The following is a 26,037-nucleotide window of genomic DNA, read 5'->3' as shown; positions in this document are numbered from 1 at the left end:
GCAAAGCCTGCCCGACCTGTCGTTGGTATAGATGGCGCGATCAGGCGCCGATGGTGTCGACGAATGAAGTGTCGATCAACGTCTCAAGCGTGATATCCGCATCTACAAGCCCCTCGGACTGGAACCAGCTCAGCTGGTCACGCACAGAGGCGACGTTCAACGCGGCCCCCTCGTTCAGACGCATGGTGCCGTTGACAATCCCCGGCGTCGCGGCCTCTAGCGTCTTGTCCGTGTAGACGTAGTTGTGGATCAGCTTGACCATCTCGGCCACGCCTTCCGCACCGGCGGTCTGTTCGATCATCGCGGCGTTGTAGTCGGCCACCCCCTTGGCATAGGCCGCAAGGTAATCCTGCGTCTGCTGCTTTTCCTCACTCGCGTTCTTGGTCGAGGTAAAGACCGTGGTGACCTGATAGTCGGGCAGATAATCAGAGACGTTCCCGATGATATGCACGGCACCCGAGCCCGCCAGTGGCTTGGCGATATGGGGCACGATGGACCAGCCATCAATCTGGCCGGTCTTCAGCGCGCCGATGATGGCACCCACCTTCTGCAACGGCTTGAACGACAGCTCGATCCCCTCGGCCTGCGCCATCTTTGACCCCATATAATGGAACGACGATCCCGCCGTGGTCATGCCAAAGCTCTTCCCGTCCAGCATCGCAGGCGCGGTCACACCCGCCTGATAGGCCGCGTCCGAGGCCAGAAACTTCTGCCCGTCAATGCCCTTCTCTTCAGACAAAGCACCGCCGATCACCTTGATCGCACCCTTATCCGCCAGCGACACCAGCCCGCCCGAGATCGCGGTCACGGCATAGTCGACATCCCCGCTGGCAATCGCCACGGCCATCGGCTGCGCGGCCTGAAAGAACTTGAGCTCGACATCCAGACCGGCCTGCTTGAAATACTCGCGCTGATAGGCCACGAATGTGCCGGAATGGCTGGTAAAGCGCAGCGCGCCCAGAGTGATCTTTTTGCCCTGCGCAACAGCCGGTGCAGCAAGCCCGACCGCGGCAGCGGCCCCCATGGTCGCCAATGTCTGGCGGCGGTTGAATGTGGTCATGATATCCTCCCCTTGAATTTGCGCGCACAATGGGTCGTGGCATGACGTAGTGTCAAGCGCACGCCCCCCGAAAACCACCCGCAAGAACGAAGCGTCACGGCCTTTGGCACCCAGCCTCGCCCGCTTCCAAATGGCCTTAAATCCTCGCCGACGGCTCCCCAGATTGCCAGCGCGCGCGACATTGCCTATATGGGCGTCACCGCTGCATCAGCCCCCTCCCTTTCACAAAAGGCCCGATCCCATGACCTTCGACCGTTCGATCAAAATCGCCCCCTCCATCCTTGCTGCCGACTTTGCCAATTTCGGGGCAGAGTGCGAAGCCATCGAAGCACAGGGCGCGGACTGGGTACATGTCGACGTAATGGACGGGCATTTCGTCCCGAACATCAGCTTTGGCCCAACCACCTGCGCCGCGATCCGCCCCCATATCAAGGGCGTGATGGACGTGCATCTGATGATCGCACCCGTTGATCCCTACATTGATGCCTTCGCCAAAGCCGGTGCCGATGTGATCACTGCCCATGTCGAAGCAGGCCCCCACATCCACCGCACGCTGCAAGCGATCCGCGGTGCCGGTGCCAAGGCCGGTGTCGCGCTGAACCCCGGCACGCCTGCCGCAGCGGTAGAGCATCTGCTGGACGTTGCCGATCTGGTCTGTGTGATGACCGTGAACCCCGGTTTCGGCGGGCAGAAGTTCATCGACATGAGCGACAAGATCCGCACCCTGCGCGCGATGATTGGTGACCGTCCGGTGCATATCGAAATTGACGGAGGTGTGGACGTCAACACCGCTTCCAGCGTGGCGCAGGCGGGGGCTGATGTGCTGGTCGCAGGCTCCGCCGTGTTCCGTGGCGGGTCGGTCAGCAACCCTGCCCCCTACGGCGAAAACATCCGCGCTATCCGCGCTGCGGCCGAAGACGTCTACGTCTAAGCGCCAGCCGCACACCAGCGACAAAGGAAAAGGCCGGCCCCCACCACGGGGGACCGGCCTTTTTCCTGAACATCTCAAAGCGAACAATCAGAAGCCATTCAGGCCAGCTGATCCTTGAACGTCTCGATCAGCTTGTGCTTGAGGATCTTGCCCGTGGGCGCTGCAGGCAGGGCCGTTCCGATGATAAACTGGCTGGGGCGTTTATAGCCAGTCAGCCGTTCCGTAACGAAGGCCTTCAGGTCTTGCGGGTCCAGCGTATCGCCCTCGGCGATCTGGACGAAGGCCAGCACCTCTTCGTCATTGCCGGTGGACCGGCCCACCACGGCGGCCTGAATGACCTGCGGGTGATCGTTGATCGCGGCCTCTACCTCGGGCGGGTAGACGTTGAACCCGCCGTGGATGATCAACTCTTTCGAGCGGCCCAGAATATGCAGGTGACCGTGTTCGTCGAACGTCCCCAGATCGCCGGTGCGCAGCCAGCCATCCTGGCCGAGGACTTTGGCGGTTTCCTCGGGGTTCTTGTAGTAGCCCTTCATGACGTGGGCCCCACGGGTCAGGACCTCGCCCTTGCCATTGCTGCCGCCTTCGACGGTATCATCAATCTTGGTCTCGACACCGGGCAAGGACGGACCGACCGAGATATCGGGCGATCCCAGCGGGTTACTGGTGGCCGAGATACCGGCGGTGGATTCCGTCATGCCATAGCCGTTCTGGATCGCGACGCCGTAAAAGGCTTCGGCCTTGCGCTTCCACGTGGGGTCCAGCGGTGCCGCCCCCGAAGATACATAGCGCAACGTTTTGGAGTTGAGCTGCGTCAGCCCCTGCTCTTTCGTGTATTGCATCAGCAGCGCGTGCATCTGCGGCACGGCCGACAGGAAGTTCACCCCCGTGGTCAGCGCAGTATAGAGCTTTTCAGCCGAGAAACGCGCCTCCAGCCGGATTTCGGCACCGGCGCAGCAGGATGCAGTCATAACCGAACACAGTCCGAAAACATGGGTCAGCGGCAACACGCCATAGACGACATCGCCCGCATTGATCCCCCGCAGCGTCGCCGAGGCATTGCCGCCAAAGCGCACGTTGGCATGGGTCAGCATGACGCCCTTGGGGTCGCCCGTTGTGCCGGTCGTATACAGCAGCACGGCCACATCGCTCAAATCGCCATCAGGGTTGCTGGCGATCGGGGTGGCCAGATGCATCGCGCCGAAGGCACCGGTGATCTCTGCGGCACCCAGCCGTTCCGCATGGGCTGTCGCATCGGGTGAGGCGTGGCAGGTCATCAGCACAGCAGCAGGTGCCGCGTGGTCAATGATCCGCTGGATTTCGCCCGCGCTTTGGCGTGCGTTGACGGGGATGATGACTGCGCCGGCTTTCCACGTGCCAAACACAGTAGCCACGGCGGCGGCACAGTTTTCCGACAGCATCAGCACGCGGTCGTTGGGCTGCACACCGGCATCCTTGAGCGCCTGCGCGATGTCATCGCTTGCCTTGTCGAACATCTTGTACGTCCAGCGTACCCCTGTGCTGTCGCTCAGCGCGGGCGCGTCCCCGCGTGCGGCCACTTGATCCGCCAGAAATTGCTCTACACGTACCATTATATTCTCTGCCTCCCCGCAGTCTTTCAGAACCCGGTCAGCGCGTCTGGCTGCGGGTTGGGTCAATAAATCGGTGGCCGAGGGTCAGCCGCCGTAATTCGGTGTGCGCTTCTCGAGGAAAGCGGCGATGCCTTCGGCGGCTTCATCTGCGCCAGTGGCATGGGCCATGGCGTCACATTCCGCTTCAAGCTGGTCGGCCTCGGACACGTCATAGCCCTGCGCGACCAGCCCGCGGATCACCCCTTGGGCTTCGCGGGGGCCTGCGGCCAAGCGGTCGGCAAGCGCCATTGCGGCCTCAAACGCGCCGCCCTTGTCGGTGACGGCATTTACCACGCCCAGATCATGCATGCGTTCAACGGTGACGGGCTGCGCCAACATGCACATCTCCATCGCGAGCTGCCGCGGCAGCGCACGCGCAAGTGAGGCGGTCAGCCCGCCATCGGGCACCAGCCCTGCCTTGACGTAAGCAGCAGTGAACTTGGCACCGGCGGCGGCAACGATCAGATCGCAGGCCAGCGCGAAAGACAGCCCTGCCCCCGCGGCACCGCCTTCGACGGCGGCGATGACCGGCACCGGACAGGACCGGATCGCGCGGATCAGGCTGTGCAATTCGTTGATCTTACCCCGACGTTCATCTTTGGGCATGTCGCGGCGGGCGATCAGGACATTCAGATCGCCGCCCGCGCAAAAGAAATCCCCTTCGGAGGTGAGGATCACGGCACGGATACGCGGCTCGGCGGCCATTTCAATCGCTTGGCCGATGCAGGCGTAAAGCTCGGGCGACAGGGCCCCCCGCTTATGCGCGTTTCCGTTCCAGATGACGATCCGGTCACCCTTGTCTTCGATCCGAGCGCTCATTTCAGTTTCTCCTGTGGGACGCGCTTGAACACGCCTGTGGATGTCGCAATGACCGTGCCGTCTTCGTGGACGAGTTCAGCATCGATATACAGCAGACTGCGGCCACCGCCCTTGATCGTGCCGGTCGCGGTCACGCGCCCGGGCTGCCCCGCGGCCAGAAACTGGGTCGTCAGCGAGATCGTGAGGAACGGGTGCTGGCCGGTGGGATCCACGCTCAGCGATCCGGTCATGCCACAGGCGTTATCCAGCAATGTGGCGGCAATACCGCCATGAAGAACCCCATGGCGGTTGAAGTGTTGCGGACCCAGATCAAGAAAGCAGCGCCCGTGGGCCGGATCGGATATGTCGACGACATATCCGACCAGGGTTTGGGTGCCGGTCTCGTCCCGGATCAGCTGGCTTTCATCAGGCTGCTGCAAGGGCAATGAAACGCTCCAGATGGTGGTCGGTGTCACCAAAGCGGTGGTCTGCCATGATGATACGCTTGGCGATATGGGCCAGTTCGTATTCTTGCGTCATGGCGATACCGCCGTGCATCTGGATGCTGTCTTCGGCAACCAGACGGCCCGCGCGACCCAGCAGGTTCTTGGCGGCAGAGATATGCGTCTCGCGCGCTTTGTACTCCGCTTCGAGGTTACCCGCGGCTACGATCACGGCAGAGCGCGCCTGCTCCATCTCGATCAGCAGGTCGGACATGCGGTGCGCGAGCGCCTGGAACGTGCCGATGGGCTTGCCGAACTGCTTGCGGGTCATCAGGTATTCGCGGGTCAGGCGGGTTGCCGTTTCCATCGCACCCAGTGTTTCCGCACAGATCGCGACATTGGCCGCAGCGACGCGCGCCTCGATCGCCTTGAACGCCTTGCCCGCTTCACCCAGACGGGCAGAGGCAGGGACGGACACATCATCCAGCGTGACTTCGGCGGCACGGCCACCGGCCAAAAGCGCATAGCCTTGCAGCGTGATGCCCTTGGTATCCGCCGGCACGAGGAACAGCGAGATCCCGTTTTCGTCGCCTGCCTCGCCGCTTTCGCGGGCAGAAACGATCAGCATGTCGGCGTTTTCAGCGTTGACCACAACGGCCTTGCGACCGTTCAGCACGACGTTGTCGCCATCGACCTTGGCCGTGGAGGTCACCTGGTTCAGGTCATAGCGGCTGGTGGGTTCGCCGTGGGCAAAAGCCACCTGCAACGCGCCACCGATCAGTTCTTCAACGTGGGCCTGCTGGTCGTCATTGCCCAGGTCGGCAATCAGACCACCGCCCAGAATGGCGGTATCAAGGAAGGGTTCGACCACGCCTGCGCGGCCCAGTTCCTCGAACACGACGGCGATGTCGAAACCAGCGCCGCCAAAGCCGCCCTGATCTTCGGTGAACAGTGCGCCGATGACGCCCAGTTCGGCCAGACCGTTCCAGATGTCCGCGGAAAAGCCGGTGTCGCTTTCAAGGATCTTGTTGCGGGCTGCTGTATCGTATTTGTCGCGCAGGAAACGGCGCAGACTGTCTTGCAGCATTTGGCGTTCTTCTGTCAGGTCGAAGTTCATGCTCCACCTCCCATCGTTGTTTTGGCAATGATCTGGCGCTGGATTTCGTTCGAGCCGCCAAAGATCGACAGTTTACGGTTGTTGAAATATTGCGCGGCGACGGGGCCGGCATTCAACGGATCAGGCAGGGCCAGGTTCGACCCTTCGATCGCTTCGGATGCGAATGGCATCGCATAGGCACCCGCCGCACGACGTGCGAGGTCGTTGATCTCCTGACGGATGATCGTGCCTTTGACCTTCAGCATGGACGATTCAACGCCCGGTGCCGCGCCCGCTGCCGCCTTTGAGACGATGCGCAGGTTTGTGGTGCTCATCGCCATCAGGTCGATTTCAACCTGCGCCACACGTGCCGCGAAATGCGGGTTCTGCATCAACGGCTTGCCGCCGGACATCTCAGCCTTGGCGATACGTTTGACCGCAGTCAGACCCGCTTGCGAGAACCCGACGCCCGCGATGTTAGTGCGTTCGTGGGTCAGCAGGTACTTGGCGTAGGTCCAGCCTTCGTTCTCTTTGCCGACAAGGTTTTCGACCGGGACTTTCACATCCGAGAACCAGACTTCGTTCACCTCGTGGGTGCCGTCGAGCAGGATGATCGGGCGCACTTCGACGCCGGGGGTGTCCATGTCGATCAGCAGGAAGGAAATACCCTCTTGCTGCTTGACCGTCTTGTCAGTGCGTACAAGGCAGAAGATCATGTTCGCGTGCTGACCCAGCGTGGTCCAGGTCTTCTGGCCGTTGACGATGTAGTGCGTGCCTTCGTCGTTCAGAACCGCTTCGGTCTTGAGCGATGCAAGGTCGGACCCCGCACCCGGCTCGGAATAGCCCTGACACCACCAGTCTTCGCCCGACAGGATGCGGGGCAGCCAGTAGTCATTCTGCTCTTGCGAGCCGAATTTTTGCAGCACGGGGGCCAGCATCGACAGGCCAAAAGGCACAATGCGCGGCGCATAGGCGGCAGCGGCTTCTTCTTCGAAAATGTGACGCTGCACCGCGTTCCATTCCGCACCGCCAAATTTCTTGGGCCAGTTCGGGGCCAGCCAGCCTTGGGCGTTCAGGATAGCATGCCACTGTTCCTGACCGTCTTTACCCAGCTCTTCACCCTTGCGGATTTTGTCGCTCATTTCCTTGGGGAGCTTTTCCTCAAGAAAGGCCCGCACTTCGGCGCGGAAAGCCTTTTCTTCGTCGCTATAGCTCAGATCCATTTGTCTTCCTCCGGTTTATACTGTCGGGCATTGCGCCCTTGTTCATTTACTTAGCGGCTTGTTTGTTCAGGTCGTCAAAGTTGCGCCCTTCGGCCACCAACTGTTTCAGCAGCGGCGCGGGTTCCCAGAACCAGGCGTCTTCCTTGGCGTAGCTTTCGATGTCGGCCAGCAGTGCAGGCAGCCCTTGCAGGTCGGCCCATTTCATCGGGCCACCCCAGTAGCGCGGGAAGCCGTAGCCAAAGAGCAGGACCATATCCACATCCAAGGGCCGCTTCGCGATGCCCTCGCCCACGACCTTTGCCGCCTCGTTGACCATCGCGGCCATATAGCGGCGGACGATCTCTGCGTCGGTAAAGTCACGCGGGGTGATGCCACGCTCGGCGCGTTCGGCGGCGATCAGCTCGGATACTTCGGGGTTCGGCACGCCGCCGCGCGATCCGGCCTCATAGATGTAGTAGCCTTTGCCGGTCTTCTGACCGAAGTTGCCCGCTTCGCAGATCTTGTCGGGGTATGTCGGCACGCGTTCGGCAGGGTGGCGCGTCGCCGCTTTGCGCTTGCGTGTGGCCCAGCCGATATCGAGTCCGGCCAGATCGCCCACGGCAAAGGGGCCCATGGCAAAGCCGAAATCCACCAGCGCCTTATCGATCTGGAACGGCGATGCGCCATCAAGCACCATGTGATCGGCAGCGGTGCGGTAGGTTGCCAGAATACGGTTGCCGATAAACCCGTCGCAGACACCGGCGCGCACGGAAATCTTGTTCAGCGCCTTGCCAAGAGCAAAGCCCGTGGCGACCACATCGGGGGCGGTCTTTTCGGCGACCACCACTTCGAGCAGCTTCATGATATGCGCAGGCGAGAAGAAGTGCAGCCCGATCACATCCGCAGGGCGCGAGGTGCTGGCCGCGATCTCGTCCACATCCAGATAGGACGTGTTGGACGCCAGAATAGCACCGGGTTTGCACACGGCATCAAGCTTGCCGAACACCTCTTTCTTGACACCCATGTCCTCGAACACGGCTTCGATCACCAGATCGACCGAGGCGAGGCTGTCATAGTTGATCGACACCTCAAGCGCGGTGTTGGTCATCGCGTCATATTTCATCTGCGTGATCTTGCCACGCTTAAGCGCGCCGGAAAGATTGCCCGCGATGCGACCGCGCGCGGCCTCTGCGGCGTCTTCCTTCATCTCGATCAGCACGACGTTGAAGCCTGCCAACAGCGCAGCCGTGGCGATGCCTGCGCCCATGGTGCCGCCGCCGATGATGCCGATGGATTGCAACGCGCGGGGTTCGACGCCTTTCAGTTCCGGCAGGTTGCCTACCGCACGCTCAGAGAAGAACGCGTGGATCATGCCCTGACGCTGGTCTGTCTCCATCAACTCCATGAAGATCTTGCGCTCGGCCAGCATGCCTTCGTCAAAGGGCCGCTCTGCCGCGGCCTGAACCGCGCGGACCGCCTGCGCCGGAGAGATTTGCCCCCGCCCCTTTTTCAGCGTCCCGTCATAAGCCGCATCCCAGTCGATCGGCGCGGGTGCGGCCATCTCGCTGACGGGGCGGCGCGGTGCGTTGGTGGCGATCAGGTTCTCGGCATAGGCGACGCCCACATCCTCGGGGTCGCCCTCGGTGACCTGATCGACGATGCCAAGGCTTTCCGCTTCGGCCGCTTTGACCTGACGGCCAGAGGTGATCAGATCAAGCGAGGGGTCCACACCGATCAGACGCGGCAAACGCTGGGTCGCACCGGCACCGGGGATCAGGCCCAGATGTACCTCGGGCAGGCCCACTTTGGCCGACGGCTGCGCCACACGGTAATGCGCCGACAGCGCGATCTCGAGCCCGCCGCCCAAGGACACACCATGCATGGAGGCAACAACGATCAGCGGGGAATCCTCGATCCGTTTGCACACATCCGGCAGGAAAGGTTCCAGCGGCGTTTTGCCGAATTCGGTGATATCCGCACCGGCGATAAAGGCGCGGCCCTCGCCGACGATAACCACGGCCTTGACGCCGTCATCGGCCTCGGCCTGCGCCATACCGGCAACCAGACCTTCACGAACAGCATGGGACAACGCATTGACCGGGGGGTTCTTGATCCGCAGCACGGCCACGTCGCCTTTGCGGGTATATCCAATCTTGTCAGTCATTTAGCATATTCCTTGGTCTAGTCTTGTTTCAGTCCCGGCGGCTGAGCGCGGGGGTGCGCCCGGTGCGCTGTTCAAGCGCGCGCACCAGTTCACGCAACGCGGGGCCGACCTCTTGCACGATACGGGAATCGGGCAAATCATGTGGCATGGCCCCGGCGGTGAACGATACCGGTTCGCCGAACTCTTCGGCAAAATAGGGGACACTTACGGCGTTGATCGTACTGGCATATCGTGTGCCCTCCGACGCGTAGGCGAACCCTTGTTCTATCAATTGCGAATATCCCTCCGCCCGGAACCTTCGCATATCCGCTTCGGGCGTCAACTGCTCAAAGCGCTCTTCGCCAAGTGACGCCACGACGGCCATGCCTGACGACGATCCGAACACTGGAATCCGGTGCCCCGGCTCCAGCCAGATGGTCGATGCATTCTGTGGCCGCCATGTGCGCACCAGCATCATTTTCTCGTCGTCGCGCACGGCGACCAGCAATAGCGTGCCCGTTTTATCGGCCAGCTCTTGCATGGCGTCGGACACCAAATCCAGAAAGTTCACCGCCACCGACGCGACAGAGCCAAGCGCGATGGCTGACGGCCCCAGCCGAAAGCGGTCATTGCGCCCGCCATGGCTGAGGTAGCCGAGTTCGCACAGCGTATAGGTCAGCCGCGACACCGTAGGCTTGGGCAGCCCCGTCCGGTCGGCAATCTGCGCGTGGGTCAGCCCGCTGTCACTGGCGCGAAAGGCCCGCAATACAGCAAGCCCCCGCGCCAGAGTGTTGGCAAACTTCCTGTCTGTGGTGTCCCCACTCATCGCGCCGCCATAGGAATAAGCAGCGAGATCATCGGGAAGGACATGATCAGCACCAGCACGATCACGTCAACGCTGAGGAAGCGCGTGATACCGGCAAAGATCTTGTCGATCGGAGCCTCTTTGCCCACCACATTGGCGATAACAAAGACGTTCAACCCGACAGGCGGCGTGATCAGCCCGATTTCCAGCAGTTTAATCACCACAACACCGAACCAGATCAGGTTCATGTCATAGCTTTCCACCAGCGGGATCATCAGTGGCAGGGTCAGAACCATGATGCCGATGGGATCAAGGAACATGCCAAGCAGCAGATAGATCGCGGCAATCGCCAGCAGCAGGACCACGACTGACAGCTCTGCCTCGGCCACGACGTTCACAATCATCGGGGCAACGTTGGTCAGGGCGATAAAGGCCACAAAAATCTTGGCCCCTGCCGCGATAAAGAAGATCGCTGCGGTCTGGATGCACGTCTCTTTCACCGCGTCCCACAGGCCCTGCAAGGTCAGCTTGCGCTGCGCAAAACCGATCAGCGTCGCCGCGACCACGCAAACAGCCGCCGCTTCGGTCGCCGTAAAGATACCGCCGTAGATACCGCCGATGATCAACACGAACAGCATGACCGCAGGCCAGCTTTCAGCCGCCGCCGCAAAGCGTTCTTTGGCGGAGTAGCGTGTCGCTGTCGAAGGGGCGATTTCGGGCGAACGCCAGACCCAGACGGCGATCACGAGGATAAAGCCCGCCAGCGTCAGCAGCCCCGGCAAAACACCCGCGAGGAACAGCGACGAAATCGAGGTTTCGGTGAAGATACCGTAGATGATGAAAAGAACCGACGGCGGGATCAGCGAGCCCAGCGTGCCCCCTGCCGCGACCGACGCTGTTGCCAGACGCGGGTCATAGCCCATGCGCAGCATCTCGGGCGTACAGATTTTCCCCATGGTCGAGGCACAGGCGATAGAGCTGCCGGTAATGGCCGAAAATCCGCCACAGCCCATGACGCTTGCCATGGCAACACCGCCGGGCAGACGTGTCAGCCAGACCTTGGCCGCGTGGTAGATCTTGGTCGTGATATCCGCGCGATAGGCAATGTGCCCAAGCGCGACAAACAGCGGTATCATCGATAGATCGTAGGAGTGTATCAGGTCAAAGGAGTTCGAGAACACCATCGACGTTGTCGCACGGATGGCACGTTCAGGCATGAAAGTGCCAGTGCGGAAGGCAAAGATAAAGAAGGTCGCAATCGTCGCGACGCTGGCCAGCGCAAAGGCAATCGGCACACGCAGCGCCAACAGGATCAGAACGGCAGCAAAGGCAATCAGCCCGATGGTCGACGCATCCATTACAGCACCTCTTTTTCGGCAACGAGCTCGATTGTGTGGTTTTCTTCGTCCGAGACGATGCCCCCGGACAGGATGGTCCGCACATCGCGCATCGCCAGTTCCGCCAGACGCAGCCAGCAGGCGGCGATACCGACCACAAACAACAGACGTCCGGGCCATTTGGGCAGGTTCAGATCACCGTAGAAAAAGCTACCCTTTTCCCAAACGCTCAGGAATTCGCGGCCGCCGGAATAGATCAGACCGCCCAAGGCGATCATCCCCATGACCGACCCCAGCACAATAAGCCAGGACCGAAGTTTGGGCCCGAACCGGTCGGATACAAAAGCCACACTAACGTGAGCGCGGTTTGCGGTCGCTGCCGCAAGGGGCAGGAGGATGGCCGCGACCATCAGCTCCCGAACCAAAGTGACGCTATCGGGTACGCTAGATGCGAAGACGGCGCGTGCGACCACGTTGGACGTGATCAAGATCCCCAAAAGGATGACCGCAGCCGCGCCCAACCCCAACAGGATTTTCTCAAGTGGTACCAACATGGTCCCTGCTCCTCCCAAAGCTTGTGTTTAGTTGTTGTCAGCTGCCCAAGGGTAACCGTTCTCGTCGCGCTCTTGCGTGTATTTGGCGATCAGCGCCTTGTAGTCTTCCAGCAGTTGCTCGCCCGGCAGACCGGTGCGGTTGGCTGTCTCGACCCACTCGGCCAGATACTTCTCGCCGCCTTCGACCAGCTTGGCGCGCTCTTCTGCGGGCAGTTCCAGCACTTCGACGCCTTGCTCTTTCATCGCGGCAATGGCGTTGTCGTTCGCGGTTGTGATCATGCGGCCGAATTCATCGGACAGGTCAGCACCGGTTTCCAACAGCACGCCTTGCTGATCTTCGGACAGCGCATCGAACATATCTTTGTTCATGAAGATGCCGACGCCGCCAACCTGGCCCCAGTTCAGGAGGGTGTAGTTGTCCATGACTTCGGCCTGCTTCAGCGCGGCAACAGCGTAGGAATACCCTTGGCTACAGTCGATCAGACCGGTGTCGAGCCCTTGGTACGCGTCATAGATCGACATGTTGACCATGTTCGCGCCTTCGTCACCAAAGACCTTACCATAGGCCCCTGTGCCGCGTACTTTCTTGCCCGCGATATCGGCAACCGAACGGATCGCATCACCCTTACAGCCGATGTTCACCTGGCTGGTGGTCCATGTGCCGATGTACACGAGGTTCTTTTCAGCCAAGTTTTCCGCAATCGCGGGGTTCGACCGCATCAGCTCGTCCGTGGCGCGCATACCTACCCAGGCGTCTGGGTTGTTTACGGGCAGATCGGCGATGCCATAGGCGGCCATTTCCTGCGGGTAATACACCGCGATCACCGACCCCATATCCGCCACACCGTCACCGATGGACTGTACAGCCGCATTCGCCTTGAACAGCGCGCCGCCCCACTGGATGTCGAGGCGCAGATCGTTTTCCGACCGCTCTGCAACCTGATCGGCGAACCACTGCAACGCGTCGGCACGGGCACCACGATTCGGGCCTGCTTCGCCGTGGATCAGCACGGTTTCAGCACCGGCAACGGAAGCAGCCACAGTCATTGCAGCAGCGAAAGATAGGTTTTTCAAAAAGGACATGTAATTCCCTCCCAAGAATTGTTTTACCATGCGAAACATCGTTTCACTATGTCTCGGGCGCACACTAGGGAGGGGATATGGAACGTGCAAGCGAAACTTAAAGCGGCGCCGGAATACCGACGCCGCTCACCATTTAACCAATACTTATCAAAAACTTAATTCAGATCACGACTTCTCGCGGCGGTACATGAAGCAGCGCCCCTCCACAGCTTCAGGTGGTAAGGGGATTTCGATCAAATTGTCGAAATACATCCGGTCACTGGACACCATGATGCCCCCGACGGCCAATAACGGTTCGATCAAAGGCGAGATTTCACGCGCGAAAGCATCGTTTTTTGCAAGGTTATGCCCGCCAAGATCCGCGTGAATCAGCGCCGCATTCGCGCCAAAGCGCGCCCGCGCGGCAGGCAGGGTTTCGTGCACATCGCCCAGGATCAGTTGATGGTCCTCGGGCGTGCTATCGGGATTCGATGCAACCGCGCGCTCAAACACAAAGATATCGCGGTCGGGCATCGTTTCACGGATGTGGTGAAAGGTACGGCCATTGCCCAATCCCAGCTCGAACACCGGCCCCGTCATTGTCTGCGTCAACGCGGCGGCATGGTCGAGACACGCACGCTGTGACACCATACGGTCGATAAAAATGTCCAGGCGGCTCATCACGGTTCTCCTTCGGGTTGGGTCGTACTGATGCAACATGGGGACGCCGCCCCCCTTTGTGTACCGCTGACGCTTGGTTTTTGCGCTGCCCCCTAGACGCTTGGGTGTTTATCGGCTTCACTCGATAGGTAATGATCGCTCTGACCCGCTTGGGATGACAATGGCCCCCCTTCTTGAAGTAAATGATCTGTCGATCGGTTTCGGCAACGGCCCGTCGGTCGTGGACGGCGTCAGCTTTGCGTTGAACGCGGGTGAGACCCTCGCGCTGGTGGGCGAAAGCGGGTCCGGCAAAACGCTGTCCTGCCGGTCGGTTTTGCGCCTGTTGCCCGATGCGGCACAGATGCGCGGCGGATCGATCCGGTTCAACGGCGCCGAGGGTGCCGTCAACCTGCTGGCCCTGTCCGAGAAAAAGATGCGCGCCATTCGGGGGGATCGCATCTCGATGATCTTTCAAGAGCCCATGCGGTCGTTGTCGCCGCTGCACCGGCTTGGGGATCAGGTCGCCGAAGTGCTGCGCTTGCACCGCAATATGGGACGAAGGGCGGCCAAGCGTGCCGTGCTCGAACAGTTTGAGAAGGTCGGCTTTGTCGATCCAATGCGCGCCTGGAAAAGCTATCCGTTCGAGATGTCCGGCGGGATGCGCCAACGCGCGATGATCGCCATGGCTATGGTCGCCAAGCCCGAGCTGTTGATCGCGGACGAACCGACGACCGCCTTGGATGTGACGACACAGGCGCAGGTGCTCGGGCTGATCCGGTCGTTGCAGGCAGAAACCGGTATGGGCGTAATCCTTGTGACCCATGATCTGGGCGTCGTGGCGAATATGGCGCAGCGTGTCGTGGTGATGAACAAGGGCCGCGTGATGGAACGGGGCGATGCGCAAGAGGTGTTGGGCAGCCCTGCCCACCCCTACACCGCCAAGCTTTTCGCTGCCGCCCCGATGATCCCCGCCGTGGCCGCCCCTGCCCCCGCATCCACGAAGCCCGCAGACGATGTGATCCTTGATCTGCGCGACGTGTCAAAGACCTACACCATGCGGGCAGGCGGCTGGCGCAAGCCGGTGTCCGTATCCGCCTGCCAGCACGTTGACCTGCACCTGCCCCGTGGCAAGACACTGGCGATTGTCGGCGAAAGCGGATCGGGCAAGACCACCTGCGCCCGTATCGCCATGGGGGCCGAACGTCCCGATGCCGGCGGCAAAGTGCTGTTTCGCCCCGACCCCGCCGCCGCACCGCTGGCCGTGCATGATCTGTCGCCCAGTGAACGCACCGCATTTCAACGGCAAGCGCAGATGGTGTTTCAGGACCCGTATTCCTCGCTCAGCCCGCGGATGCGCGTGCAGCAAGCCCTGACCGAACCGATGGAGGTGCACAACATCGGCACCGCCCGCGACCGCCGTGAAAAGGCAGCCGAAATGCTGCGGTGGGTCGGATTGAACCCTGATATGCTTGGCCGTTTCCCGCATGCGTTTTCAGGCGGCCAGCGCCAACGGCTGTCCATTGCCCGCGCGCTGACGCTCGACCCGAAGCTGCTGATCTGCGACGAACCCACCTCGGCGCTGGATGTCTCGGTCCAAGAGCAAATTCTAACCCTGCTCGAAGACATCCGCGACCGCGCCAACCTGAGCTATCTGTTCATTAGCCACGATCTGGCGGTCGTTGCCCGCATCGCGGACGAGGTCGCGGTCATGCGCGCTGGCGTGATCGTCGAACAGGCCCCGCCCGACACGTTGTTCTACAATCCGCAACACCCCTACACCCGCGCCTTGATCGCGGCACAGCCCGAACCCGACATCAGCCGGCCCATCGATCTTGATCTGGTCGCCAAGGGCGCGGGCTCTCCTATGCTCTGGCCCGAACAGTTCCGCTTTGAAGGCCATCACGCCCCCGCCCTGCGCGAGCTTGAGCCCGGCCATAAGGTACGTTGTCATGCGTAAGTTCTTCCTTGCCCTCGCCGCGACCCTCGCCTTTGCGCCCCTTGCCGCGCATAGCGACGGCCCCGTGCTGCAAGAAAGCAGCTTTTGGGCACAAGAGGTCAACGCCGGCAGCCTGCCCCACGTGCAGGACCGCATCCCGTCAGAGCCGCTGATCGTCGATCTCGAAGCCAAGGGCCGCAGCTTCGGGCGTCAGGGCGGGACGCTACGCACGTTGATCTCGCGCACCAAGGACGTGCGGCAAATGGTGGTTTACGGCTATGCGCGGCTGGTGGGGTATCAGCCTGACTACACGCTTGCCCCCGATATCCTCGCGGCGGTGGACGTGGAAGAAGGGCGCAAATTCACGCTTCACCTGCGCCCCGGTCACCGCTGGTCGGACGGCATGCCCTTTACCTCGGATGACTTCCGCTATTGGTGGGAAAATGTTGCCAACGACCCGGACATCACCCCCAGCGGGCCGCCGGACTTCATGATCGTGGACAACCGCATGGGAAAGGTCACCTTCCCCGATGAACATACGGTCGTCTTCGAATGGCAGATCCCCAATCCGAATTTTCTGCCGCTGTTGGCGCAAGCAAGCCCACCGTTCATCTATCGCCCCGCCCACTACCTGTCGCAGTTCCATAAGAAGTTCGCCGATCCCGATGCGCTGGTCGAAAAGGTCAAAGCCGCGCGGGTCAAAAGCTGGGCCGCGCTGCACAACAAGCGCGACAATATGTACAAGTTCGACAACCCCGCGCTGCCGACCCTGCAGCCGTGGATCAACACCTCGGACAAGGACAGCTCGCGCAAGCTCTTTGTGCGTAACCCCTATTTCCACCGTATCGACAGCCGGGGCGTGCAGCTGCCCTATATCGATGTGGTACAGATGACCGTGGTCGGCGGTGGGCTGATCGCGGCCAAGGCCAACGCTGGCGAGGTCGACCTGCAGGCGCGCGGGCTCGATTTCCCAGATGTCGCGATCCTCAAGAAAGGCGAGGCGGACGGCGGAAAATACCGCACCCTGCTTTGGGCCAACGGCGCCGCCAGCCAGATCGCCATCTATCCCAACCTGAACTTCGCCGACCCCGTGTGGCGCGAGGTCATGCGCGACGTGCGTTTTCGCCGCGCCCTGAGCCTCGGCATCGATCGACGCATGATCAACCGCGCGCTCTATTTCGGCCTCGCCAGCGAAGGCGGCATGTCCGCCCTGTCGCAAAGCGCGCTTTACAACGACGACAACACACATGCGTGGTCCATGATGAACCTCGCCCACGCCAACGCGCTGCTGGATGATATGGGTCTGACAGACCGCACCCCCGCAGGGCTCCGCAAGCTTCCCGATGGCCGCCCGATGGAATTCGTGATCGAAACCGCTGGCGAACGCAGCGAGGAAGAAAACGCGCTGGCGATCATCGCGGACACATGGCGTGATCTGGGCATCCGCCTGATCATGCGCCCGCTGGACCGCGATATCCTGCGCAACCGGATCTATGCGGGGCGGACCATGGCCTCGGTCTGGTTCGGCTGGGACAACGGGCTTCCGGGGCCGTCGACCTCTCCTTCCTATCTGGCGCCCACCAATCAGGAATTCTTTGCCTGGCCGATGTGGGGACAATACTACCAAACAGTCGGACAGGCCGGGTCGCCCCCCGATATGCAGCCCGCGAAACGGCTGATGCTGCTGGCGAATGACTGGAACCACACCGACGACCCACAGGTGCGCGAAGACATCTGGAAGCGGATGCTCGCCATCCACGCCGAACAGCAATTCGCCATCGGCGTGCTGGCCGAGGCCCCGCAACCCGTCGTCGTCTCAAACGATCTGATGAATGTACCGGAGCATGGAATCTGGGCCTTTGATCCCGGCGCGCATTTCGGCATTCACCGCATCGACGAATTCTACTTCCAAAACCCCCATGTGCAGGTAAGCCGATGATCTTCCTCCGATACGCCGTGTGGCGTTTCATCACCATGCTGCTGACCCTCTGGGTGGTCTCGCTTCTGGTCTTCGTCATCATCAACCTGCCCCCCGGCGACTATCTGTCGAACCAGATCGCCGAGTTGCGCGCCACGGGTCAGGCCGAAGGCGTCGCCAAGGCCGAGTTTCTGCGCCACGAATACGCGCTGGATGAACCGATCTGGAAGCAATACCTGATCTGGGTCGGCATGGTGCCGGGGCCGCAGGGGTTTGCCGGCTTGATCCAAGGCAATTTCGGCTGGTCGTTCGAGTTTGACCGCCCCGTGGGCGAAATCGTCGGCGATGCGCTATGGATGACGGTGCTGGTCAATCTCGCCGCCGTATTATTCGTTTATCTTATCGCCCTGCCGCTAGGGGTGCTTGCCGCCGCCAAATCCGAGACTTGGGTCGATTATACCGCCGGCTTTCTGGGCTATCTCGGGCTCGCGACACCGAACTTCCTGCTGGCCCTGATCCTGTTTTACTATGGCCATAAATACTTTGACCTGCCGATTGGCGGGCTTATGGCCCCCGAGCTTGAGGGCCAGCCCATGTCTTGGGAGAAAGTACGCTCGGTCCTGCTGCACCTGATCGTTCCGACCTTCGTGATCGGCACCGCCGGTGCCGCCGCGATGATGCAGCGGTTGCGGGCGAATATGCTCGACGAGCTTGATAAACCCTATGTGGAGACCGCCAAGGCCAAGGGTATGGGCCCCGCGCGGCTGCTGTCGAAATATCCGCTGCGCGTGGCCTTTAACCCCTTTGTCGCGGATATCGGGAACCTGCTGCCTGCGATGGTCTCGGGCTCTGTGCTGGTATCGGTGGTGCTGGGCCTGCAAACCATCGGGCCCTATCTGCTGGTGGCACTGAAGTCCCAAGACCAGTTCCTCGCGGCGTTCATCCTGATGTTCGTGGCCCTGCTGACGCTGATCGGCACGATGATCTCTGACATGCTGCTGGTCCTGCTTGATCCGCGCATCCGTTACGGGGCACGCAGCTCATGAGCATCCAGCCGGACAACCGCTTTGTCGACACCACCCCCTGGACCGACGACGCCGATCTTTCCGCGCCTGAGCGGGCCGAGATGGACGCCTCTGTCGCGCGGCTCATGTGGCGCAAGTTCCGGCGGCACAAGCTGGCGCTGGTATCCGGGCTGTTTCTGGCCTTCTGCTATCTGATCCTGCCAGTGGCGGGGTTCATCGCGCCCTACACACCAAACGAGCGCAATGCCGAACACATCTACGCGCCCCCCCAAAGCATCAACCTTTGGCACGAGGGCAGTTTCATCGGCCCCTTTGTCTACGAGACGACGGGCACTGCGGATCTGGTGAATTTCCGCTGGGAATACGACACCGATACCAGCAACCCGCGCAAGATTGAGTATTTTTGTAAGGGTGAAACCTACCACCTCTTTGCGCTCATCCCCAGCGACACCCACCTGTTCTGCGCGCCTGACGGGGCGACGGTGTTTCTCTGGGGATCGGATCGGTTGGGGCGCGATGTGTTCAGCCGCATCCTCTATGGCGCGCAGCTGTCCTTGACGGTGGGGTTGATCGGCATCACGGTCAGCTTTGTGCTGGGGATCTTCTTTGGATCTTTGGCCGGTTACTTCGGCGGCAAGACCGACTGGCTGGTCAACCGCGCGATCGAGATTTTGCGGTCCTTGCCCGAACTCCCGCTCTGGCTCGCGCTTTCGGCGGCGGTGCCGTCGAACTGGGGGCCCGTGTCGGTGTTCTTTATCATCTCGATCATCCTCGGGATTCTGGACTGGCCCGGGCTGGCGCGGGCGGTACGGTCAAAATTCCTGAGCCTGCGTGAAGAGGAATACGTCAAAGCGGCCGAGATGATGGGCGCGTCGCCCGCACGGGTGATCCGCAAACACCTCTTGCCGAATTTCATGTCGCATCTGATCGCCAGCGCGACCCTGTCGATCCCGGCGATGATCCTTGGGGAAACCGCGCTGAGCTTCCTCGGGTTGGGCCTACGCGCACCCGCCGTCAGCTGGGGCGTCATGCTGAATGACGCGCAAAATCTGGCGAGCATCGAAATCTACTGGTGGACCGCCATTCCCATGCTGCCGATCATCGTCGTGGTGCTGGCGTTCAACTTTTTGGGCGATGGTCTGCGCGCAAGTCTTGATCCGTATAAATCCTGACCCACTGGGGCCTTCAGTTCCAAATGGTCTAAATCCCGGGGGGTGCGGGGGGCTGGCCCCCCGCTGCGCCGGGTTAGTACCAGTCGCCCATTTTGACTTCGATCCCCTCGCCGACCATGGCGGCAAAGGCGGCGGGGTCTTGCGTGCCGTCGTCGCGCCCACGGTAATGGTAGGGGTAGACGAAAGAGGGTTTGAACGTCGACACCGCAGCCGCGGCCGAGGTCGCGTCCATGGTAAACGGCAGGTTCATACAGACAAACGCCAGATCGATATTCTCTAGCGCCAGCATCTCCGGCGTCGCTTCGGTATCGCCCGAGATATACACGCGGAAATCGCTGAGGTTCACGATATAGCCGTTGTCACGCCCCTGCGGGTGGAACTGCTTGCGTTCTTCGGTGGTGTTATAGGCGGGGATCGCCTCGATCGAGACCTCGTTGAACATCGCCTGCTCGCCATTGGCCAGTGCATTCGCCTTGGCCTTCAGTGCCTCGGGCAGCATGTCATAGACCGCAGGATTGGTAAGGATCTGCGTGTTTTCGCCCACCACACCGGCCAGTGTTTCGGCGTTATAGTGATCGCCGTGCTCGTGGGTGATCAGGATCAGATCGGGGGTGGCAAAATCGCTGTAGTTGGCGACCTCGCCCACGGGATCGCAGTAGATCACGCCGGCTGGCGTCTCCATCACAAAGGACGCGTGGTCGATGGGGTGCACTTTGACCTCGCCGCCGGTCATGGGGAACATATTTCCGCCGTGAGCCGCGGCTTGCGCGGCATAAGGCAGTAGCGTCACAACCCCGGCAGTGGCGGCGGTGGTCGTCAGGAATTGGCGTCTGGACTGTTTCATGGGAATTCTCCTGTTGCAGGTGAGGATGATGCTAGCGCCCGCCGCCGTCGTTTCAATGTCACAACTGCGCGAGACGCGGCTATCGGTCGTCGCCGCCCAGTTCCGGGCCGGTTTGTGCCTCTTCTTCCAGCGATGCCTGCGCCGCTGCGGTCACCGCGTCGCGTTCCTCGTCGCTCAGGTCTTTGACCTTACCGTCGGCCAGACGCACAGTGACCTCCCGATGGGCAAAACGGATTCCTTCGCGCTCAAACAAGGCTCGGATTTCCTCATAGACCTTCTTGCGCACCAGCCATTGATCCCCCGGTTTGGTCATGAACTTGACCCGGATGATCATAGCGGAATCCTGCATTTCAATCACGCCCTGCGATTTCAGCGGCTGGATAAAGTTATCGCCGATCACCGGATCATCCAGCAGCGCGATGCCGAGCTTTTTGATCAACTTGCGAACGCGTTCGACATCGGTGTCATAGGTCACCCGCAACGGCAGCTTCATGATCACCCAGTCGCGGCTGTAGTTGGTCATCACCTGCAGCTCGCCAAAGGGGATGGTGTGCAGCGCGCCCAAATGGTGGCGCAGCTGGAACGACCGGACCGAGATTTTCTCGACCGTGCCCTTCACGCCGCCCACATCAAGGTATTCCCCCTTGCGGAAGGCATCGTCGAACAGAAAGAACGCGCCGGCAAAGATATCGCGCACCAGTGCCTGGCTGCCAAAGCCGACAGCAACACCGACGATCCCCGCACCGGCGAACAGCGGGCCGACATTGATCCCGAATTCCATCAACACGATGAGGGCGATGGTCACGATCAGAACGATCAGGACAAAGTTGCGAAACAGCGGCAGCAGCGTTGCCAATCGGCTGGCAGAGGACGCGCCGCTGCCTTCGTCGCCCAGTTCCGCCTCGGGCTGGTCGGCGGTTTCGGCCTCGATCTTGCTGTCGATCCAGATGCGGAAGGCGTGATAGACGACGTAGCCGATAAACAGGATCACCATCACGTCCAGCAGCTTGTCCGCGTGGCTTTCGACCATCAACGTTGCCTCTGTGTCCCAGATATAGAAGAACGCATAGGCCCCCGTAACAAAGGCGAGGATACCGGCCACGCGCCGCGCCAGACCTTCAAAGCTGGTGAGACTTTGGCGTGGCACCATTGCCGCCTGTCGGTCAGCCTCGTCCAGCGACATGGTATCATCCGTTTGCGCAGCGTCGGCGGCCTCGGGCGCATCCTCGTCCAGGGCGGCATCAGCGCGCTTCTCGCGGCGCAGCTCGTTCAGGCGGCGCATCATGCGCGCGCGGGCAAAGCCGCGTTCAATAGCATAGTTGATTACGCCGTAGACCACTATGATCGACACCAGAATACCATAGGCCCCCGCGATCAGAGGCACGGAGCTTGGGTTCTCGAGCACAAGATCATAGGTCAGTTCGAACCAGGCAAAACTCGCGTAGGCCACCACCAGCGGTGCCCAGGCCCGCGACATAAAACGCCCCACGGCGCTGCATTCCGACGCGGGCTTGCCCTGCCGCAGCGCGTTTGAAATGGGGCGGCGGTTGACCCAGATCATCAGAATATTCGCCACGACGATCGCCGCCGACATCAGGGAGGCGATGAAAGCATAGACATCATAGTTCAGCCCCAGTTCAGCGATCCAGATACCGAACAGGATCGCGACGGTATCAAGGCTTGCCATCATCCACAGCCAGCGGTGCAGCCGTTTGGCGTCGCGGTCGCTGAACACAGGGATGCGGTATTGCGACAGGAAGGGTGACAGGATCATCCGCCACAGGCCCGCGGCCACGCGACAGACGAAATAGCCGATGTTGATCAGCGTGACAGTGAACTGGATCGCCGTGTCTTCAAGCGGTCCAAACAGCAGCGTGCCCAGAATATAGGCCACCACCATCGACACCAGAACGCCGATGATCCCCATGAAAAACCGAAACACCAGAAACGGCATCTTTTCGGTATAGCCGACGGGCTTCGCCTGCACTTTGGCGGTGACGAAGCCGCGTGCCATTCGCTTGCCGAACAGCTCTACCTCGACCACGGCCCCGACGGCAAACAGCGCGAGCGCCACCAGCAGCGTCTCACCAAAGGCCCATAGCGTGCCGTCCGGGCTGGCGGCGCGCAGAATATAGATCACCTCGTTGATCGCGTCGGGCAACTGCACGATGCGTTCGATCAAGGCAGTGCGGAACTGGTTGCCCCGTTCCTGCAGGTGCATCAGCGGTGAGCTTTCCTTGGCCAGCGCCGCCTCTTGCTGGTCGCCCTCGGCCGGCTGGGCTGCTGCGGGCTGGTTCAACAATTGGCCCGCGCTATCGACGACCACCACACTGACCCCGCTTTCGGCGGCTTGTCTGATGACCTCTTGCAGGCGTGCGGCCTCGCCTTCTGCATCGTTGACGTCAGTTTCCTGGGCTGTTGGCAAAAGAGACAGAACCCCTTGCGCCGTCGCGGCGTTGGCAAAGGGCAAGACCCACAGCGACAAAAGAAGGGTGAAGATGAAATGCCGCATATGTCCTCGCTCATGGCCTTGGGGCGCAGTCCCAGAACGCTAAGCCACCCCCCGTGCCATTGCAATCTTAACCCCCCGGCCCCACCTACTCCCCCTGACGATGAACCGCGAAGGACGCCGAATATGACACGCGCCGCATCTTCCCACGGGCTTGGCCCCCTCAAACGCCGGTTTTCGCAGCCCATTCAGGGGCGGCGACGGCGGAAGGTGCTGAAATGCATGACATGTTCGCCATAGATGCCTAAGGTATTTCCACTGGCCTGTTCGACCGGCAGACCAAGGTGATGTGAGTGTATTCGGTTTCTGGGTGCATCGGGCGGGACGGGTTCACCTGCCTTCGACAATAAACGCTTTCTAGCCGCCAGACTGATAGGTGCGGCCAAGGATATTTGACTAAGTTAGGATCGGCCCATGCGCCAAACGGTCTCGAACAACGCCCGCAATGGCAAACCAGCGCGGCGGGTGCTTTTCTATAGCCACGACACCTTTGGATTGGGCCACTTACGGCGGTCGCGCGCACTGGCTGCCGCCTTGATGGACGGCGACGAAGATGCCTCCGCCATCATCCTGACCGGATCCCCCGTCGCGGGGCGTTTCACCTTTCCCAAAGGCGTCGACCACATCCGCCTACCCGGCGTGACGAAGCTGGCCGACGGCAGCTATGTGGCGCAAACGCTTGGCCTTGATATCGACGAGGTCACCTCCCTGCGGGCCGGTCTGATCCGCACCGCGATCGAGGAATACACCCCCGATCTGCTGATCGTGGATAAAGAGCCGACGGGCTTTCGCGGGGAACTGCTGCCCAGCCTTGACTGGCTGCGCGAGAATGGCACCACCAAAGTCGTGCTGGGCCTGCGCGACGTGCTGGACGAACCCGAGGTGCTGGCCGCCGAATGGGAACGCAAGGGCGCGGTTGAGGCGACCGAGAAATACTATGACGAGATTTGGGTCTACGGCATGCGAGATGTGTATGACCCGACCAAGGGGCTGCCCCTGTCGCAGGCGGCCCACGACCGGATGCATTGGACCGGCTACCTGCGCCGCGAGGCCCCGGACGAAACACCCCCCGCCGAAGAGCCCTATGTGCTGATTACCCCCGGCGGCGGCGGGGACGGTGCCGCGATGGTGTCGCTGGTGCTGGACGCCTACGAGCAAGACCCCGACCTGACGCCAAAAGCCAAGTTGATCTACGGCCCCTTCCTGTCCGGCGACGTCCGCGACGCCTTTGACGCGCGGGTGGCCAAGCTGGGCGGGCGGGTGACCGCGCTTGGCTTTGATAGCCGGATCGAACAGCTTTATGTCGGGGCTGAGGGCGTGGTTTGCATGGGCGGCTACAACACCTTCTGCGAGGTGCTTTCTTTTGACAAACGCGCCGTCATCGTGCCGCGCACCGTGCCCCGGTTGGAACAATGGATCCGTGCCAGCCGCGCCGAAGAGCTGGGGCTTGTCCGTATGCTGGAAGAAACCCGTGATGGCATGACGCCGCAGGCGATGATCGCCGCAATCCGCAACCTGCCGCATCAGAACAAACCCTCGCAAGCCGGTGCCGACGGGCTGCTCGACGGGCTTGACGTGGTGGTTGAACGGGGCCGCGCCCTGATGGGCGGTGGCGCATGACCGACACCCCCGCCCCCCTCGCCATTGTAGTCAAAGGCTGGCCGCGCCTGTCCGAGACCTTCATCGCACAAGAACTTGTCGCCCTTGAAGAAGCCGGTCTGCGGTTCGACATCTGGTCGCTGCGCCACCCGACCGATACGAAAACCCACCCGTTGCACGACCGGCTGCAAGCCCGCGTGCGCTATTTGCCGGAATACCTGCGCGACGATCCCGAACGTGTGGCCGCAGCACAAGAGGCCGCGAAAGCCATGCCCGGTTACGACGCGGCATGGGAGGTTTTCCAACAAGACCTCGTGCGCGATGACACCCCCAACCGCCGCCGCCGCTTTGGGCAGGCCTGCGTCATGGCACATGAGCTTCCCGCCGAGACCCGCGGCATCTATGCGCATTTCCTGCACACCCCGTCCTCGGTCGCGCGCTATGCCGCGATCCTGCGGGGCCTGCCGTGGAGCTTTTCTGCCCACGCCAAGGACATCTGGACCTCGCCCGAATGGGAGTTGCGCGAAAAGCTGAACCCCGCCAGCCACGGAGCCGCCTTTGGTGCCACCTGCACGGACTTTAACGCGCAACATCTGCGCAGTCTAACCTCCGCCCCGGACCGGATCGATCTGGTCTATCACGGGCTGGATCTGGCGCGTTTCCCCGAACCGCCAACCCGGGTCCAACGCGCCAAAAGCGATCCGTTCCAGATGATGTCTGTCGGGCGCATGGTCGAGAAGAAGGGCTTTGACAACCTGATCGACGCGCTGGCGCTGCTGCCGAATGAGTTTGACTGGCACTGGACCCATATCGGCGGCGGGGACCTGTCGGAACCGATGAAAGCACGCGCTGAAACGCACGGGATCAACGACCGGATCACTTGGCGCGGGGCCTGCGACCAACCAGAGGTGATCGCCGCCATGCGCGCCGCCGATCTGTTCGTGCTGCCTTCGCGCATTGCCAAGGACGGTGACCGTGACGGGCTGCCCAATGTGCTGATGGAAGCGGCAAGCCAGAAGCTTCCGCTGCTCAGCACGCCCGTATCCGCCATCCCCGAGTTCATCACCAGCGGCACCACCGGCGTGTTAAGCGACGATGCCCCCGCCGCCCTTGCCGAGGCGATGCAGCGTTTTGCGGAGGATCCATCGCTTGGCCCTCGGCTGGCCGAGGCCGCCCACGACCGGCTGCATGCAGAATTCACCATGGCCCCCGGCATTCGCCAGCTCCACAAGCGGCTGACGGCGATGCTGGCACAGGGCGGCTGATGCGGCTTGCGTTCTACGCTCCGTTAAAGTCGCCTGATCATCCGGTA

21 protein-coding genes are annotated in these 26,037 nt (G+C 61.5%); 7 read left to right on the top strand and 14 right to left on the bottom strand.

Translation table 11 applies throughout. The features are described from left to right. Positions 1-40 precede the first annotated feature (40 nt). On the bottom strand, positions 41-1,060 hold the full coding sequence (locus AB1495_RS09385; protein WP_074635256.1) for an ABC transporter substrate-binding protein: 1,020 nt from the start codon (positions 1,058-1,060) through the stop codon (positions 41-43). Positions 1,061-1,301: 241 nt separating this feature from the next. Between AB1495_RS09385 and rpe the strand changes: the two genes are divergently transcribed. Further along, positions 1,302-1,991, top strand: a complete 690-nt coding sequence (rpe, locus tag AB1495_RS09380; RefSeq protein WP_074635255.1) for a ribulose-phosphate 3-epimerase — start codon at positions 1,302-1,304, stop codon at positions 1,989-1,991. Positions 1,992-2,089: 98 nt separating this feature from the next. Here the strand turns inward: rpe and AB1495_RS09375 are convergent, their stop codons facing one another. The 11 genes from AB1495_RS09375 to AB1495_RS09325 all read right to left on the bottom strand — a co-directional run bounded on the left by AB1495_RS09375 (position 2,090) and on the right by AB1495_RS09325 (position 13,743). Then, complete coding sequence (locus AB1495_RS09375; protein ID WP_074635254.1) at positions 2,090-3,583, bottom strand: class I adenylate-forming enzyme family protein; 1,494 nt, start codon at positions 3,581-3,583, stop codon at positions 2,090-2,092. Positions 3,584-3,667: 84 nt separating this feature from the next. Next, the gene (locus AB1495_RS09370; protein WP_074635253.1) at positions 3,668-4,441 is read right to left on the bottom strand and encodes an oxepin-CoA hydrolase, alternative type; all 774 of its coding nucleotides are present in this window, start codon (positions 4,439-4,441) and stop codon (positions 3,668-3,670) included. Then, positions 4,438-4,866: a PaaI family thioesterase gene (locus tag AB1495_RS09365; RefSeq protein ID WP_005851938.1), complete on the bottom strand. Its 429-nt coding sequence runs from the start codon at positions 4,864-4,866 to the stop codon at positions 4,438-4,440. The genes AB1495_RS09370 and AB1495_RS09365 overlap by 4 nt, the downstream gene beginning before the upstream one ends. Beyond that, positions 4,847-5,980, bottom strand: a complete 1,134-nt coding sequence (locus tag AB1495_RS09360; protein WP_074635252.1) for an acyl-CoA dehydrogenase family protein — start codon at positions 5,978-5,980, stop codon at positions 4,847-4,849. The genes AB1495_RS09365 and AB1495_RS09360 overlap by 20 nt, the downstream gene beginning before the upstream one ends. Then, positions 5,977-7,182 (bottom strand): acyl-CoA dehydrogenase family protein, encoded by a 1,206-nt coding sequence (locus tag AB1495_RS09355; RefSeq protein ID WP_005851934.1) that lies wholly within the window; start codon positions 7,180-7,182, stop codon positions 5,977-5,979. The genes AB1495_RS09360 and AB1495_RS09355 overlap by 4 nt, the downstream gene beginning before the upstream one ends. Before the next feature lie 46 nt (positions 7,183-7,228). Continuing rightward, positions 7,229-9,325: an FAD-dependent oxidoreductase gene (locus AB1495_RS09350; protein ID WP_074635251.1), complete on the bottom strand. Its 2,097-nt coding sequence runs from the start codon at positions 9,323-9,325 to the stop codon at positions 7,229-7,231. A 28-nt stretch (positions 9,326-9,353) separates the two neighbouring features. Next, positions 9,354-10,130 (bottom strand): IclR family transcriptional regulator, encoded by a 777-nt coding sequence (locus AB1495_RS09345; RefSeq protein ID WP_009826240.1) that lies wholly within the window; start codon positions 10,128-10,130, stop codon positions 9,354-9,356. Further along, positions 10,127-11,467, bottom strand: a complete 1,341-nt coding sequence (locus AB1495_RS09340; RefSeq protein ID WP_005851928.1) for a TRAP transporter large permease — start codon at positions 11,465-11,467, stop codon at positions 10,127-10,129. The genes AB1495_RS09345 and AB1495_RS09340 overlap by 4 nt, the downstream gene beginning before the upstream one ends. Beyond that, positions 11,467-12,000 (bottom strand): TRAP transporter small permease, encoded by a 534-nt coding sequence (locus tag AB1495_RS09335; protein WP_074635250.1) that lies wholly within the window; start codon positions 11,998-12,000, stop codon positions 11,467-11,469. The genes AB1495_RS09340 and AB1495_RS09335 overlap by 1 nt, the downstream gene beginning before the upstream one ends. A gap of 27 nt (positions 12,001-12,027) precedes the next feature. Next, positions 12,028-13,083: a C4-dicarboxylate TRAP transporter substrate-binding protein gene (locus AB1495_RS09330; RefSeq protein WP_074635249.1), complete on the bottom strand. Its 1,056-nt coding sequence runs from the start codon at positions 13,081-13,083 to the stop codon at positions 12,028-12,030. A 165-nt stretch (positions 13,084-13,248) separates the two neighbouring features. Then, a complete protein-coding gene (locus tag AB1495_RS09325; protein WP_074635248.1) occupies positions 13,249-13,743 on the bottom strand; it encodes a class I SAM-dependent methyltransferase in 495 nt (164 codons plus the stop codon). A gap of 160 nt (positions 13,744-13,903) precedes the next feature. On the opposite strand from AB1495_RS09325, the gene AB1495_RS09320 reads away from it, so the two are divergent. The 4 genes from AB1495_RS09320 to AB1495_RS09305 are packed head-to-tail and all read left to right on the top strand — an operon-like array spanning position 13,904 to position 19,773. Then, positions 13,904-15,679 carry an ABC transporter ATP-binding protein gene (locus tag AB1495_RS09320; RefSeq protein WP_197145917.1) on the top strand — a complete coding sequence of 592 codons (1,776 nt, stop codon included), beginning with the start codon at positions 13,904-13,906 and terminating at the stop codon, positions 15,677-15,679. Further along, a complete protein-coding gene (locus AB1495_RS09315) occupies positions 15,672-17,597 on the top strand; it encodes an ABC transporter substrate-binding protein (protein ID WP_074635246.1) in 1,926 nt (641 codons plus the stop codon). Before AB1495_RS09320 ends, AB1495_RS09315 begins: the two co-directional genes overlap by 8 nt. Continuing rightward, on the top strand, positions 17,594-18,622 hold the full coding sequence (locus AB1495_RS09310) for an ABC transporter permease (RefSeq protein ID WP_005851921.1): 1,029 nt from the start codon (positions 17,594-17,596) through the stop codon (positions 18,620-18,622). Before AB1495_RS09315 ends, AB1495_RS09310 begins: the two co-directional genes overlap by 4 nt. Further along, the gene (locus tag AB1495_RS09305; RefSeq protein ID WP_074635245.1) at positions 18,619-19,773 is read left to right on the top strand and encodes an ABC transporter permease; all 1,155 of its coding nucleotides are present in this window, start codon (positions 18,619-18,621) and stop codon (positions 19,771-19,773) included. Before AB1495_RS09310 ends, AB1495_RS09305 begins: the two co-directional genes overlap by 4 nt. A gap of 73 nt (positions 19,774-19,846) precedes the next feature. Here the strand turns inward: AB1495_RS09305 and AB1495_RS09300 are convergent, their stop codons facing one another. Then, positions 19,847-20,617, bottom strand: a complete 771-nt coding sequence (locus AB1495_RS09300; protein WP_064216243.1) for an MBL fold metallo-hydrolase — start codon at positions 20,615-20,617, stop codon at positions 19,847-19,849. 79 nt (positions 20,618-20,696) lie between these two features. Further along, on the bottom strand, positions 20,697-23,129 hold the full coding sequence (locus AB1495_RS09295) for a mechanosensitive ion channel family protein (RefSeq protein ID WP_074635244.1): 2,433 nt from the start codon (positions 23,127-23,129) through the stop codon (positions 20,697-20,699). Between the two features lie 411 nt (positions 23,130-23,540). On the opposite strand from AB1495_RS09295, the gene AB1495_RS09290 reads away from it, so the two are divergent. After that, positions 23,541-24,746 (top strand): glycosyltransferase family protein, encoded by a 1,206-nt coding sequence (locus AB1495_RS09290; protein ID WP_074635243.1) that lies wholly within the window; start codon positions 23,541-23,543, stop codon positions 24,744-24,746. Beyond that, positions 24,743-25,990, top strand: a complete 1,248-nt coding sequence (locus tag AB1495_RS09285; protein WP_074635242.1) for a glycosyltransferase family 4 protein — start codon at positions 24,743-24,745, stop codon at positions 25,988-25,990. The genes AB1495_RS09290 and AB1495_RS09285 overlap by 4 nt, the downstream gene beginning before the upstream one ends. Positions 25,991-26,037 lie beyond the last annotated feature (47 nt).

The sequence above is a fragment of the Sulfitobacter pontiacus genome (assembly GCF_040790665.1).
Taxonomy (GTDB): Bacteria; Pseudomonadota; Alphaproteobacteria; order Rhodobacterales; family Rhodobacteraceae; genus Sulfitobacter; species Sulfitobacter pontiacus.
The sequence above is the reverse complement of the archived record's forward strand: the minus strand, read 5'-3'. Positions and strand labels throughout refer to the sequence as shown.